The 13,188-nt window shown below is 72.3% G+C and carries 13 protein-coding genes; 11 read left to right on the plus strand and 2 right to left on the minus strand.

Annotated features, from left to right (window positions below; all coding sequences use genetic code 11):
• Positions 1-58 precede the first annotated feature (58 nt).
• The 6 genes from rutA (at position 59) to ACFY2L_RS34180 (ending at position 5,057) form a co-directional block, all read left to right on the plus strand.
• Positions 59-1,141, plus strand: a complete 1,083-nt coding sequence (rutA, locus tag ACFY2L_RS34155; protein ID WP_390661926.1) for a pyrimidine utilization protein A — start codon at positions 59-61, stop codon at positions 1,139-1,141.
• Positions 1,142-1,224: 83 nt separating this feature from the next.
• Complete coding sequence (locus ACFY2L_RS34160) at positions 1,225-2,007, plus strand: PP2C family protein-serine/threonine phosphatase (RefSeq protein WP_390824278.1); 783 nt, start codon at positions 1,225-1,227, stop codon at positions 2,005-2,007.
• 46 nt (positions 2,008-2,053) lie between these two features.
• On the plus strand, positions 2,054-2,434 hold the full coding sequence (locus tag ACFY2L_RS34165; protein WP_390661924.1) for a VOC family protein: 381 nt from the start codon (positions 2,054-2,056) through the stop codon (positions 2,432-2,434).
• Positions 2,431-2,706, plus strand: coding sequence for a hypothetical protein (locus tag ACFY2L_RS34170; RefSeq protein WP_390661923.1), 276 nt, complete (start codon positions 2,431-2,433; stop codon positions 2,704-2,706). The genes ACFY2L_RS34165 and ACFY2L_RS34170 overlap by 4 nt, the downstream gene beginning before the upstream one ends.
• Positions 2,707-2,760: 54 nt before the next feature.
• Complete coding sequence (gene miaB / locus ACFY2L_RS34175) at positions 2,761-4,287, plus strand: tRNA (N6-isopentenyl adenosine(37)-C2)-methylthiotransferase MiaB (protein ID WP_390824279.1); 1,527 nt, start codon at positions 2,761-2,763, stop codon at positions 4,285-4,287.
• A gap of 53 nt (positions 4,288-4,340) precedes the next feature.
• On the plus strand, positions 4,341-5,057 hold the full coding sequence (locus ACFY2L_RS34180) for a class III extradiol dioxygenase subunit B-like domain-containing protein (protein ID WP_390824280.1): 717 nt from the start codon (positions 4,341-4,343) through the stop codon (positions 5,055-5,057).
• Positions 5,058-5,517: 460 nt separating this feature from the next.
• Here ACFY2L_RS34180 and ACFY2L_RS34185 read toward each other — a convergent pair whose 3' ends face one another.
• Together ACFY2L_RS34185 and ACFY2L_RS34190 are read right to left on the minus strand one after the other, a co-directional pair.
• Positions 5,518-5,790, minus strand: coding sequence for an antitoxin (locus tag ACFY2L_RS34185; RefSeq protein ID WP_390824281.1), 273 nt, complete (start codon positions 5,788-5,790; stop codon positions 5,518-5,520).
• A gap of 29 nt (positions 5,791-5,819) precedes the next feature.
• On the minus strand, positions 5,820-6,101 hold the full coding sequence (locus tag ACFY2L_RS34190; RefSeq protein ID WP_390661918.1) for a hypothetical protein: 282 nt from the start codon (positions 6,099-6,101) through the stop codon (positions 5,820-5,822).
• Between the two features lie 182 nt (positions 6,102-6,283).
• Here ACFY2L_RS34190 and miaA point away from each other — a divergent pair, with 182 nt between their 5' ends.
• The 5 genes from miaA (at position 6,284) to ACFY2L_RS34215 (ending at position 13,053) form a co-directional block, all read left to right on the plus strand.
• Positions 6,284-7,222: a tRNA (adenosine(37)-N6)-dimethylallyltransferase MiaA gene (gene miaA / locus ACFY2L_RS34195; RefSeq protein WP_390824282.1), complete on the plus strand. Its 939-nt coding sequence runs from the start codon at positions 6,284-6,286 to the stop codon at positions 7,220-7,222.
• 108 nt (positions 7,223-7,330) lie between these two features.
• Positions 7,331-7,837 carry a hypothetical protein gene (locus tag ACFY2L_RS34200; RefSeq protein WP_390661969.1) on the plus strand — a complete coding sequence of 169 codons (507 nt, stop codon included), beginning with the start codon at positions 7,331-7,333 and terminating at the stop codon, positions 7,835-7,837.
• A gap of 115 nt (positions 7,838-7,952) precedes the next feature.
• The gene (gene dapF / locus ACFY2L_RS34205; protein WP_390661916.1) at positions 7,953-8,822 is read left to right on the plus strand and encodes a diaminopimelate epimerase; all 870 of its coding nucleotides are present in this window, start codon (positions 7,953-7,955) and stop codon (positions 8,820-8,822) included.
• A gap of 299 nt (positions 8,823-9,121) precedes the next feature.
• Positions 9,122-11,368 (plus strand): RelA/SpoT family protein, encoded by a 2,247-nt coding sequence (locus ACFY2L_RS34210; RefSeq protein WP_390661915.1) that lies wholly within the window; start codon positions 9,122-9,124, stop codon positions 11,366-11,368.
• 155 nt (positions 11,369-11,523) lie between these two features.
• Positions 11,524-13,053 (plus strand): M1 family metallopeptidase, encoded by a 1,530-nt coding sequence (locus ACFY2L_RS34215; RefSeq protein WP_390661914.1) that lies wholly within the window; start codon positions 11,524-11,526, stop codon positions 13,051-13,053.
• Positions 13,054-13,188 lie beyond the last annotated feature (135 nt).

Here is a 13,188-nt window from a genome sequence, read left to right on the forward strand (position 1 = left end):
AAATGTGGTCCGTGCGGCGCGCGGTCGCACGGGCAGGTCTCCGATCACGAGGAGCGGCGTGGACATCGGTGTCTTCATCCCCATCGGCAACAACGGCTGGCTCATCTCGAAGAGCGCCCCGCAGTACATGCCCACCTTCGAGCTGAACAAGGCCGTCGTGCGGAAGGCGGAGGAGCACGGACTCGACTTCGCCCTCTCGATGATCAAACTCAGGGGGTTCGGCGGCGAGACGGAGTTCTGGGACCACTGCCTGGAGTCGTTCACGCTGATGGCGGGCCTGGCCGCGGTCACGGAGCGGATCAAGCTGTACGCCTCCACGCCCATCCTCGCCCTGCCCCCGGCCATCGTCGCGCGCATGGCGGTCACGGTCGACTCCATCGCCCCGGGACGCTTCGGCGTCAACATCGTCACCGGATGGGCGCCGGGCGAGTACACGCAGATGGGCCTGTGGCCCGGCGACGAGCACTTCACCGACCGGTACGACCGCGCCGTCGAGTACGTCACCGTCATGAAGGAGCTGTGGAGCGAAGGCGTCAGCGACTTCAAGGGCGAGTTCTACGCGATGGACCACTGCGTGCTGTCGCCGCGCCCGGCCGACGGGCACATCGACATCGTCGCCGCCGGGCAGAGCGGCACCGGCATGCGGTTCGCCGCCGAGCACGCCGACTACAACTTCGTCCTCGGCACCGGCGTGAACACACCGCTCGCCTTCGCGGACACCACGGCGGCGCTGATGGACGCCGTGCGGGAGACGGGCCGTGACGTCGGGGCGCTGTCGCTGTTCATGGTGATCGCCGACGAGACCGACGAGGCCGCCCGCGCCAAGTGGCGGGACTACCACGACCACGCCGACCACGCGGCGCTGGCGTACATGGCGGGGGAGTCGGCCACCGACACCACCGCCGACGCCTCCTCCACCGCCCGCACCATCGTGCTCCCCGAAGGCGCCGTGAACTTCAACATGGGCACGCTCGTCGGCTCCTACGCGACCGTGGCAAGGATGCTCGACGAGATCGCCGGCGTGCCCGGCAACAAGGGGATCATGCTCGTCTTCGACGACTTCCTGGAAGGGCTGGAGACCTTCGGCACCCGTGTGCAGCCCCTGATGCGCTCCAGGGCGGGACGGGCCGCGACGGGCTGAGCACGCCAGGTGGAAACCCGGAGAGGGCCGCCTAGGCTGGAGGCATGACCGGCAGTAGCGACCGGAGCCGGCGGTGACGGGTGATGCCGTACGTCGCCGTCAGCGCGCTCAGCCATCCCGGACTGCTCCGTGAGCGCAACGAGGACAGCCTCGTCGCAGGGCCGTGGACGCTGTGCGCCACCGTGACCGAGAACCCCCAGACCCTGGTGTTCCCGCTCGGCACGCCCCTCGTGGTCGCCGTCGCGGACGGACTCGGCGGACATCCCAGCGGCGACGTCGCCAGTTCCCTCGTCGCCCGCCGGATCGCGTCCGTGGGTTCGCTGCTGACCGGCGAGGACCTCGTGCGCGACGCCCTGGTCGCCTGCAACCGCGCCGTCCACGAGGCCGCCAGCGACGAGGGAGGCGAGCTCACCGGCATGGGGACGACCGTCGCCGGAGTCGTCGTGCTGCCCGGCTCGGCGCTGGTGTTCAACGTCGGCGACAGCCGGGTCTACGCGGCCTCCCCGGACGGATTGCGCCAGGTGAGCGTGGACGACAGCCCACCGCTCGAACCGGGCCGGCGCACCACCTCTCTCGTCACCCAGTGCCTGGGCGGCTCCGTCGGCTACCACGCGGTGCACCCCCATGTGACGACCGCACCCCTGACCCCCGGCGAGCGCTATCTCATCTGCACCGACGGCCTGAGCGATCCCGTGACGACGGACGTGCTCGACGCCGTGATGCGGGAGCACGACGACGTCCGGGCGGCCTTCGAACTGTGGAAGTGCGCCATCGCCGCGGGCGGCCCCGACAACATCACGCTGGCGGTCGTACGCGTCACGGACGACGGCGGGACCGATGAGTCTCCGGCCGGCTCCGGGTCCTGACTCTCGGGGACGCACCACTCTCGGGGAACCACGCCAGGAGGCGATCATGTTCGGTACGACGAAGGCGTTCAGCGGTTTCTCGGTGGACGACATCGACGCGGCGAGGAAGTTCTACGGCGAGACGCTCGGGCTGCGGGTGTCCGAGGCGAACGGGATGCTCACCCTGCACATCGCCGGGGACCGGGACATCCTGGTCTATCCCAAGCCCGACCACACCCCGGCGACGTTCACGATCCTCAACTTCCCCGTCGACGACGTCGAGGCCGCGGTCGACGAGCTGGCCGGCCGGGGAGTGCGCTTCGAGCGCTACGACCACCTCGAGGCCGACGACAAGGGCATTTTCCGCGGTGGTGGCCCGCTGATCGCGTGGTTCACCGACCCTGCGGGCAATGTGCTCTCCGTCATCGAGGTACCTGTAGAGACATGACTGAGATCGTCGTCTACGAACTCGACCAGCCGGTGACCACCGGTGCCGCGGAAACACCGGGCGGTGCGGAGAGCCGCGTCCGCACGGTGCACGCGGCGCCGGCCGCCCCCGGGACACCAGGCGAGACCGGACCGCGCACCCTCTGCGGCAAGGACACCTTCGCCATGGCACGGGCCCGCTGGCAGCCCGCGGACCACCCCGGAGCAGCCTGGTACCCCGAGGAACACGCGTCCTCGGTCTGCCCCGACTGCGCGGCTGTCATCGAGACCTGACCGGTGACGCGGGAGCCGGGGCGGGGCTCACGCGCGAGCACCTACCCTTGAGGCATGACCAGCAGCAGCGACCGGAGCCTCGCAGTGGACGTTCCCGCCCCCAAGAGCTATGAAATCCGCACCTATGGGTGCCAGATGAACGTCCACGACTCCGAGCGGTTGTCCGGGCTGCTCGAAGAGGCCGGATACGTGCGCGCCCCCGAGGGATCCGACGGGGACGCGGACGTCGTCGTCTTCAACACCTGCGCGGTCCGGGAGAACGCGGACAACCGGCTGTACGGCAACCTCGGCCGCCTCGCGCCCAAGAAGGCGAGCCGGCCCGGGATGCAGATCGCGGTCGGCGGCTGCCTCGCGCAGAAGGACCGCGACACCATCGTGAAGAGGGCGCCCTGGGTGGACGTCGTCTTCGGCACGCACAACATCGGCAAGCTGCCGGTCCTGCTGGAACGCGCACGCGTGCAGGAGGAGGCGCAGGTCGAGATCGCCGAGTCGCTGGAGGCGTTCCCCTCCACGCTGCCCACGCGCCGCGAGAGCGCGTACGCGGCCTGGGTGTCGATCTCCGTCGGCTGCAACAACACCTGCACCTTCTGCATCGTCCCGGCCCTGCGCGGCAAGGAGAAGGACCGCCGTACCGGCGACATCCTCGCCGAGATCGAGGCCCTCGTCGGCGAGGGCGTCAGCGAGATCACCCTGCTCGGCCAGAACGTCAACGCCTACGGCTCCGACATCGGTGACCGCGAGGCGTTCAGCAAGCTGCTGCGCGCCTGCGGCACGATCGACGGCCTGGAGCGCGTCCGCTTCACCTCGCCCCACCCCCGCGACTTCACCGACGACGTGATCGCCGCGATGGCGGAGACCCCGAACGTCATGCCGCAGCTGCACATGCCCCTGCAGTCCGGCTCGGACACCGTCCTGAAGGCGATGCGCCGCTCCTACCGGCAGGAGCGGTACCTCGGGATCATCGAGAAGGTCCGCGCCGCCATCCCGCACGCGGCGATCACCACCGACATCATCGTGGGCTTCCCCGGCGAGACCGAGGAGGACTTCGAGCAGACCCTGCACGTCGTGCGCGAGGCCCGCTTCGCCCAGGCCTTCACCTTCCAGTACTCCAAGCGCCCCGGCACCCCGGCCGCGACCATGGAGAACCAGATCCCCAAGGAGGTCGTCCAGGCGCGCTACGAGCGTCTCGTCGCCCTCCAGGAGGAGATCTCCTGGGAGGAGAACAAGAAGCAGGTGGGCCGGACCCTGGAGCTGATGGTGGCCGAGGGCGAGGGCCGCAAGGACGGCGCCACCCACCGCCTCTCCGGCCGCGCCCCCGACAACCGCCTGGTCCACTTCACCAAGCCCGAGCAGGAGGTGCGCCCCGGCGACGTCGTCACGGTCGAGATCACGTACGCCGCCCCGCACCACCTCCTCGCCGAGGGCACCGTCCTCGACGTGCGCCGCACGCGCGCGGGGGACGCCTGGGAGAAGCGCACCGCGGAGAAGGCGGCCGGGCCCGCCGGTGTGATGCTGGGCCTGCCGAAGATCGGCGTGCCCGCGCCGCTGCCGGTCGCGGCGAGCGGCTGCGGCTGCGACTGACGCGCTGACCGGGGACTGACACCCCGGCGGCCCACGGGGTTACCCTGCCGATCATGCTTGTCGCCGCAGCCGTCTGTCCCTGCCCGCCGCTCCTCGTCCCCGAGGTCGCCGCGGGCGCCGCACCCGAGCTCGACGCGGCGCGTGCGGCCTGCTCCGACGCGCTCGCCGTGCTGGCGGCCGCCCGGCCGGACCGGCTCGTCGTGGTCGGGCCGGCCGAGGAGGCCGGGCGGGGCGCCCACCCGGAGGGCGCGCGCGGCTCGTTCCGCGGTTTCGGGGTGGACGTGACCGTACGGCTGGGCCGGGGCGGCACGGACGCCCCGTCCGCGCGCGAGCTGCCGGCCTCGCTGGCCGTCGCCGCCTGGCTGCTGGAGCGGACCGGCTGGTCGGCCGCCCCCGTCGAAGGCCTCGGCGTGGGAGAACCCCTCGAGGTCGAGCGGTGCGTCGAGACCGGCGGGGAGATCGGCGCACGGGCGGAGCGCGTCGCGCTGCTCGTCATGGGCGACGCCAGCGCCTGCCGGACCCTGAAGGCTCCGGGCTACCTCGACGAGCGCGCGGCTCCCTTCGACGCGGAGGTCGCGCGGGCGCTGGGCGCGGCGGACCTGGAGGCGATCAAGGCGCTGGACGCCGGGCTGGCGCGCGAGCTGAAGGCCGCGGGCCGGGCTCCCTGGCAGATCCTCGCGGGCGCCGCCGAGGGCGCCGGGCTGCAGGGCGCGCTGCTGTACGAGGACGCCCCGTACGGCGTGGGATACGTGGTCGCGACCTGGTCCTAGCGGGACAGGTGCCTGAGCCGCACCGTCCAACCCGCCTTTCGAACGGGCCTGCGCCGCGCCTTCCGACGCGCCGAGGGCACCTTCTGACATGCCGGGCCCGGCCCTCTGATGGGGGTGAACCTTGCCGACTCGCGGCCTGGCCCTGCCGGAAGGGCCGTTGGGCGACCTGGGCCCGTCGGAAGGGCCGTTGGGCGGTCCGGGCCCGTAGGCGGGGGCGTTTCGCGGTCTGGGTCTGCCGGAAGGGCCGTTGGGTGGTTCACGCCCGCCGACAGGGGCGTTCGCGAGACGGGCTTTCGGAAGGCCGTTGTCCGGCCCGGGCGTCGACGGTTCGCGGGTCCGGCACCGCGGGCTCGTCACAGGTCCCGTCGGTCCTCGGCGGGAGCGGGCGAAACGGCGGACGGCCGCGAGCGTTTCCGCTGCGCGGCCGTCCGCCGATCGATACGCCGGTGCTGAGGTGCGGTCAGGAGGCCGGCGGGGGTGTGCGCGGCGGCGTGAACCTGTCGCCGCCGCCCGTCGGCGGCTCGTCCTTGTGCGCGAGCCGGTCCATGGCGCCCTTGGCCTTGTGGGTGCCCGTGTGGATCCGCTCGCTGTACTTGCCCCTGGTCTTCTCGTCGACGACCTGGGCCGCCTTGTCGAGGCCGTGCGTGATCTTGTCCCCGTGCTCGTGCGCGAGGTGCGAGACCTTGCCCTTGGCCGGGGCGAGCCTGGCCTTCAAATGGTCCATGAAGCCCATGGGTCACCTTCCCTACCGGATCCGATCCGTCACGTGTGGGCGCCTTCGCCGGCCTCGCTGTCGGCCGCCTCCCCGGCGGACTGCTGCCTGGGGATCTCCACGCCGTCGGCGGCGGGAGCACCGGCCGTGCCGGCCGCCGCTTCACCGTCCGCCGGCGTACCGGACGGTGCCTCGGGCGCGGTCGTCACCTCCCCGGTGACGGCGTTCGTGCCGACGGCGGTGCCCGCCTCCGCGGCCGCTTCCGCCGCCGTGTCCGTAGCCGCCTCCTCCGTGGCCTTCGACCTTCGGAAAAGTCGCGCCAAAACGCCCATAACAACTCCATACGGTACTCGTGCGGGCGGAATCCCGCGCTGCCCCGTGCGTCCGTCCGCGCCACAGGGATCACCGTCGCCGCGAAAGGGTGACGGGAATGTCGCAACGGGAAACGACCCCGGACCGGCCCCGTCACGTAACTCGTTCGAGGGCGGCCCCGGAGGTTTGGGAGACTGGTGCGGTGAGCAGCGCAGCCCCCACCCCCCGCGTCATCGCCGTCGTCGGACCGACCGCAGCCGGAAAGTCCGATCTGGGCGTATTCCTGGCTCAGCGGCTCGGCGGCGAGGTCGTCAACGCCGACTCCATGCAGCTCTACCGAGGGATGGACATCGGCACCGCCAAACTGACGCCCGGGGAGCGCGCCGGCGTCCCCCACCACCTCCTGGACGTCTGGGACGTCACCGTCACCGCCTCGGTCGCCGAGTACCAGAAACTGGCCCGGGCCCGTATCGACGCACTGCTCGCCGAGGGGCGCTGGCCGATCCTGGTCGGCGGATCCGGGCTGTACGTCCGAGGCGCCGTCGACAATCTCGAGTTCCCCGGCACCGACCCCGAGGTCCGCGCCCGGCTGGAGGAGGAGCTCACGCTGCGCGGCTCCGGTGCGCTGCACGCCCGTCTGGCGGCCGCCGACCCCGAGGCCGCGCAGGCGATCCTGCCCAGCAACGGCCGCCGTATCGTCCGCGCCCTGGAGGTCATCGAGATCACCGGCCGGCCGTTCACCGCCAATCTGCCCGGCCACGACTCGGTCTACGACACGGTCCAGATCGGTGTCGACGTGGCGCGCCCCGAACTCGACGAGCGCATCGCCCGCCGTGTCGACCGCATGTGGGACGCGGGGCTCGTGGACGAGGTCCGCGCGCTGGAGGCGCAAGGCCTGCGCGAGGGGCGTACGGCGTCGCGCGCGCTCGGCTACCAGCAGGTCCTCGCCGCCCTGGCCGGCGAGTGCACCGAGGCCGACGCGCGGGCCGAGACCGTCCGTGCCACCAAGCGCTTCGCGCGCCGTCAGGATTCGTGGTTCAGGCGCGATCCGCGGGTGCACTGGTTGAGTGGGGCTGCGGCGGATCTCACAGAACTTCCGGAGCTCGCGCTGGCGTTGGTGGAACGACCGGTTACAGCCTGATCACGTCATGGCATCGGGACGCCCAGGCCGTCATCAGTGCCTCCGGTGCCGTGCCATCATCGAGCTTCGATCGACCAAGTGGAGTCCGAGTTGGGAGGGCGCGTGGCGATGGAGGCCGGCCCTCGTGACACCGCACAAGGCACCGAGGACCTCACCCCCGAGTGTGGGCGACCGGAGCCCGCGGAGGAGAGTGCGCTCCCCGACGTGGTGGACGACACCCTGAGCGACGGCGTGACCGACGACGGTCCCGAGCCCGAGGAGATGTTCGCGGGCGGGCCCGAGGTCGAGGTCGAGCTGCGCCCGCAGCGCAGGCTGCGGATCTGGCAGCTCGCGCCCATCGTCGCCCTGTCCGCGACCGGCTCGCTGATGTTCGCGTTCCCTCTCGCCTTCGACTTCGGCGACAGCGGGGCCGTGATCGCCATGCTGGGTCTGCTGATCTGCTCCTGTGCGGCCGGCTGGGGCATGATGGCCGCGCGTCGCGTCGGTTACACGTGGCCTGGACTTCCCGCGCGCGGCTCCGGCCGCCGCCCCGACTGGCGGGTCGTCCTGGCGTACGTCGTGGTGGTCGCCGTGGTGGCCGTCCTCGCCGTCTGGCGCGTGGCCCGGCTGCGCTGACCGCCGGTACGCGCGTGCGGGACGTGCGGAGCCGGCGTACGCGCGCGTGCGAGGTGTCCTGAGTCGCACGCACACGCGTGCGGGGTGGGCCGGGGCCACCCCGTACGATCGAGGAATGAGCACGCGGATCGCCTTCCTCAAGGGTCACGGCACCGAGAACGACTTCGTGATCGTCCCGGACCCGGAGAACGCCATCGACCTCCCCCCGTCCGCCGTGGCCGCCCTGTGCGACCGGCGCGCGGGCATCGGAGGCGACGGCCTGCTGCACGTCGTGCGGTCCGCCGCGCACCCCGAGGCGCGGGACATGGCGGCCGAGGCCGAGTGGTTCATGGACTACCGCAACGGCGACGGCTCCGTCGCCGAGATGTGCGGCAACGGGGTGCGGGTGTTCGCGCGCTACCTCCAGCACGCGGGGCTGGTCACCGAGGGCGACCTCGCCATCGCCACGCGCGGGGGCGTCAAGACGGCGCACATCGCCAAGGACGGGGACGTCACCGTCGGCATGGGCCGGGCCCGCCTCCCTGAAGGGGAGGTGACGGTGAGCGTGGGCGACCGCAGCTGGCCCGCGCGGAACGTGAACATGGGCAACCCGCACGCCGTCGCCTTCGTCGACGACCTCGCGCACGCGGGCGACCTGCTCACCCCGCCGCCCTTCACCCCCGCCTCCGCGTACCCGGACGGGGTCAACGTCGAGTTCGTCGTGGACCGCGGCCCCGGCCACGTCGCCCTGCGCGTGCACGAGCGAGGCGCCGGCGAGACCCGCTCGTGCGGCACGGGCGCGTGCGCCGTCGCGGTGGCCGCAGCCCGCAGGGACGGCGCCGACCCGGCCGTGACGGGCACCCCGGCCACGTACACCGTGGACGTCCCCGGCGGACGCCTGGTGATCACCGAGCGGCCCGACGGCGAGATCGAGATGACCGGACCCGCAGTGATCGTCGCCACAGGCGAGATCGATGCCGAGTGGCTGGAAAACGCCGTCCGTTGATGTCACGTCGGCTTGGTATCGGAGGCTGGAAGGCTCCTGGGGTGTGCGGTGGCGTACTCAGGACCTGGTCACGGGTGCGAAAGGGCGGATCCGCTCCAACTCAGGTGGCGTAAAACCGTAAACATCTGAACCGTCGCTCGAATGGGTGATCCGTTTCACGCTCGGCGAGAGGCGGTCAGTCGCACGTGGTGGGCTCGGTAGCATCAAGCACCGGCCCGGACGGGGGACCGTTGCCTGTCCCCTGAGCCGTGTCCGCCCTGGGACACCCCGTCCGCCGGTCCACGCAGCCGGAGGTGCCCATGAGTGCGGAGGCCACGAACCCTGCGACCCCAGGCCCGGCGTCGGCCACGCCCCGCAGGCGCAGCCTTCCCCGGATCGACCTGCGCCGCCTGGGCCGCGCCGCGCTGCTCGGCTCGCCCTCCCGCGGCCGGCTGCCCGACGCGATCGGCCATGTGGTCGAGGCCCACCGCGCCCACCACCCCGACGCCGACCTCGAACCCCTGCGCCGCGCCTATGTGCTCGCCGAGTCCTCGCACCGCGGCCAGATGCGCAAGAGCGGCGAGCCGTACATCACGCACCCCCTCGCCGTGACCCTGATCCTCGCCGAACTCGGCGCCGAGACCACGACCTTGACGGCCTCTCTGCTCCACGACACCGTCGAGGACACCGATGTGACCCTCGACCAGGTGCGCGAGCAGTTCGGCGAGGAGGTCCGCTATCTCGTCGACGGCGTCACCAAGCTGGAGAAGGTCGACTACGGCGCCGCCGCCGAGCCGGAGACGTTCCGCAAGATGCTCGTCGCCACCGGGAGCGACGTCCGGGTGATGTCGATCAAACTCGCCGACCGTCTGCACAACATGCGCACCCTCGGCGTGATGCGTCCCGAGAAACAGGAGCGGATCGCCAAGGTCACCCGCGACGTCCTCATCCCGCTCGCCGAACGCCTCGGCGTCCAGGCCCTCAAGACCGAGCTGGAAGACCTCGTCTTCGCGATCCTGCATCCCGAGGAGTACGAGCGCACGCGCGAACTCATCGTCGACAACGCCTCCCGCGCGGACGACCCCCTCGCGGAGTTCGCCGACGCGATGCGCGTGGTCCTGCGCGACGCCGGCATCCAGGCCGAAGTCCTCATCCGGCCACGGCACTTCGTCTCCGTCCACCGCGTCTCCCGCAAACGCGGCCGCCTGCGCGGCTGCGACTTCGGCCGGCTGCTGGTCCTGGTCAACGAAGACGCGGACTGTTACGCGGTCCTCGGTGAACTGCACACCTGTATGACCCCGGTCGTCTCGGAGTTCAAGGACTTCATCGCCGTACCCAAGTTCAACCTGTACCAGTCGCTGCACACCGCGGTCGCCCGCGAGGACGGCCAGGTCGCCGAGGTCCTCATCCGCACCCACCAGATGCACAAGGTCGCCGAGGCCGGCGTCGTCGCGCTCGGCAACCCCTACGCCGCACCCGCCGAGGAGCAGAGCGGTGACGGCACCTCAGCCGGCACCGGCGGTGCCGCCGGTCCGGGCGCCGCGGCCGACGGGGAGCGGGTCGACCCCACACGGCCCGGCTGGCTCTCCCGCCTCCTCGACTGGCAGGAGGCCGCGCCGGACCCGGACACCTTCTGGTCCACCCTGCGCGAGGACCTCGCCCAGGACCGCGAGATCACCGTGTTCCGCCCCGACGGCGGCACCCTCGGCCTCCCGGAGGGGGCCAGCTGCGTGGACGCCGCCTACGCGCAGTACGGCGAGGACGCGCACGCCTGCATCGGGGCCCGGGTGAACGGCCGTCTGGCGACCCTGAGCACCGTCCTGCGCGACGGCGACACCGTCCAGCTCCTCATGGGCCAGGACCCGGCCTCCGAGCCCTCCAGGGAGTGGCTGGAGCACGCCCACACCCCCGCCGCCCGGATCGCCATCCAGCGGTGGCTGGCGGCGCACCCGGCCCCGGCGGAGCCCGAGGAGGCGGTCGGACCCGCCCCCAGGCCGGGGACCGACACCCCCGCTCCGGCCGGAGCCGACCGGGGGGCCGAGCCCGCCGCCCGGCCCGCGGCCGACGCCCCCGCTCCGGACTTCTCCGCCGACGGTCCGGCATCCCGGTCCGGCGACGCGATCACCGTCGTCGGCCGGCCCGACGCGGGCGTCCGGCTCGCCGGGTGCTGCACCCCGGTCCCCGCCGACGAGGTCACCGGCTTCGCCGTGCGCGGGGGAATGGTGACCGTGCACCGTGTGGAGTGCGCCGCGGTGGCGCGCATGGCGGACGCGGGGCGCCCGGCCGTCGACGTGCGCTGGGGCGACACCACCGAGTGCCGGGTCACCCTGGTCGCCGAGTCGTTCGGGCGCCCGCACCTGCTCGCCGACCTCACCGAGGCCATGGCACTGGAGGGCGCCGAGATCGTCGCCGCGACCGTGGAACCCCCGACCCAGCAGCGCGTGCGCCACACCTACACCCTCCAGCTCCCCGACGCGGCCCAGCTGCCCCACCTGATGCGCGCCATGCGCAACGTCCCCGGCGTGTACGACGTGAGCCGGGCCCAGCACCACGCCTCGGCCTCCTGAGGCATCACGCCGCCGGCTGCCGTCACGCACACGCGCGTACGTACGCCGTGGCCGGGCCCGCGCGGTCGACCCGCACACACGCGTGCGCAACCCGTTCGAGTGGGCCGGGCGCGCGTCGCCGCCGTACGCCGGGCGGGCGCTGGTAGCGGTGGTGCATGCTGCTCACCCCCCGCTCCCGGGCCCGCCGCCCCCGTACCGCCACCTCCCGCCGTCTGACGTCCGCGCTGCTCGCCTCGGCCGTCTCCGTCTGCCTCGTCGCCGCGAGCGCCCCTGCGGCACCGCTCGGCGTCGGAGACCGCCTCTTCCCGTACCTGGGCAACCCCGGCTACGACGTGGCGGCGTACGACCTCTCGTTCACGTACTCCGGCTCCAACAGCAAGCCGCTCCAGGCGGTCACCGCCATCGACGCCTGGACCACCACCACGCTGGAGCGGATCAACCTCGACTTCGCGCACGGCAAGGTCGACTCGGTCGAGGTCGACGGCCTGCCCGCCACCTTCGAGAGCGCCGGCGACGACCTGGTGGTCACCCCGCGGAACCCGCTGATGCCGGGCACTCGCACGCGCATCACCGTGCGGCACACCAGCGACCCGGTGAGCGGCGGCGACCGGGAGGGCGGCTGGGTCCGCACCACCGACGGCCTCGCGATGGCGAACCAGGCCGATGTCGCGCACCTGGTGTTCCCCTGCAACGACCACCCCTCCGACAAGGCGATGTTCACCATCCGGATCACCGCCCCCGAGGAGTACACGGCCGTCGCCAACGGGCTGCCCACCGGTGCCGAGCGGGCCGGCCGGACGACCACGTGGACCTACCGCACCCAGCACCCCATGGCCACCGAGCTCACCCAGGTCTCCATCGGCCGCTCCACGGTCCTGCACCGCGACGGACCGCACGGCCTGCCCGTCCGCGACGTCGTGCCCACCAAGGACCGCAAGGTCCTCGAACCGTGGCTGAAGAAGACCCCCGACCAGATCGCCTGGATGGAGCGCAAGGTCGGCCCCTACCCCTTCGAGACCTACGGCGTGCTCATGGCCGCCGCCTCCACCGGCTTCGAACTCGAGACGCAGACCCTCTCCCTCTTCGAGAAGGACCTCTTCACCGAGCCCGGCTACCCCCAGTGGTACGTCGAGTCGGTCATGGTCCACGAGCTGTCCCACCAGTGGTTCGGCGACAGCGTCAGCCCGCGCACCTGGTCCGACCTGTGGCTCAACGAGGGGCACGCCACCTGGTACGAGGCCCTGTACGCCGAGGAGAAGGCGGGCCGCACCCTGGAGGCACGCATGAAGGCGGCGTACGGCTCCTCCGACGGCTGGCGCGCCGCCGGCGGCCCCCCGGCGCTCCCCAAGCCGCCCGAGCCCGGCCAGAAGATCGGCATCTTCCGGCCGAACGTGTACGACGGCGCCGCCCTCGTCCTGTACGCCCTGCGCCAGGAGATCGGCGAGCAGGCGTTCGACCAGGTGGAGCGCGCCTGGGTGCGCGAGCACCGGGACTCCACCGCCACCACGGCCGACTTCCGGCACCTCGCCGAGCGGGTCTCCGGCCGCGACCTCGGCACGTTCTTCCAGGACTGGCTGTACGGCGAGAAGACCCCGCCGATGCCGGGCCACCCGGACTGGAAGCCCGAGGCCTCCGCCGCGAAGGGCGCCAAGGCCGCCGCCAAGGAGCCGAAGGCCCCTGAATAAGCCGGTGACGAGACGGGCCGTACCGTGCGACCATCGTGGGGTCGGCGGGGCACGGGACACACGGGAATCTCCCGGGGTACTCGTGCGTTGTTCCCCATGTAGACCGCCGAACCGGCATCCCCAACGACGTAAGGA

Source organism: Streptomyces sp. NPDC001381, assembly GCF_042895685.1.
In the GTDB taxonomy this organism is placed as follows: Bacteria; Actinomycetota; Actinomycetes; order Streptomycetales; family Streptomycetaceae; genus Streptomyces.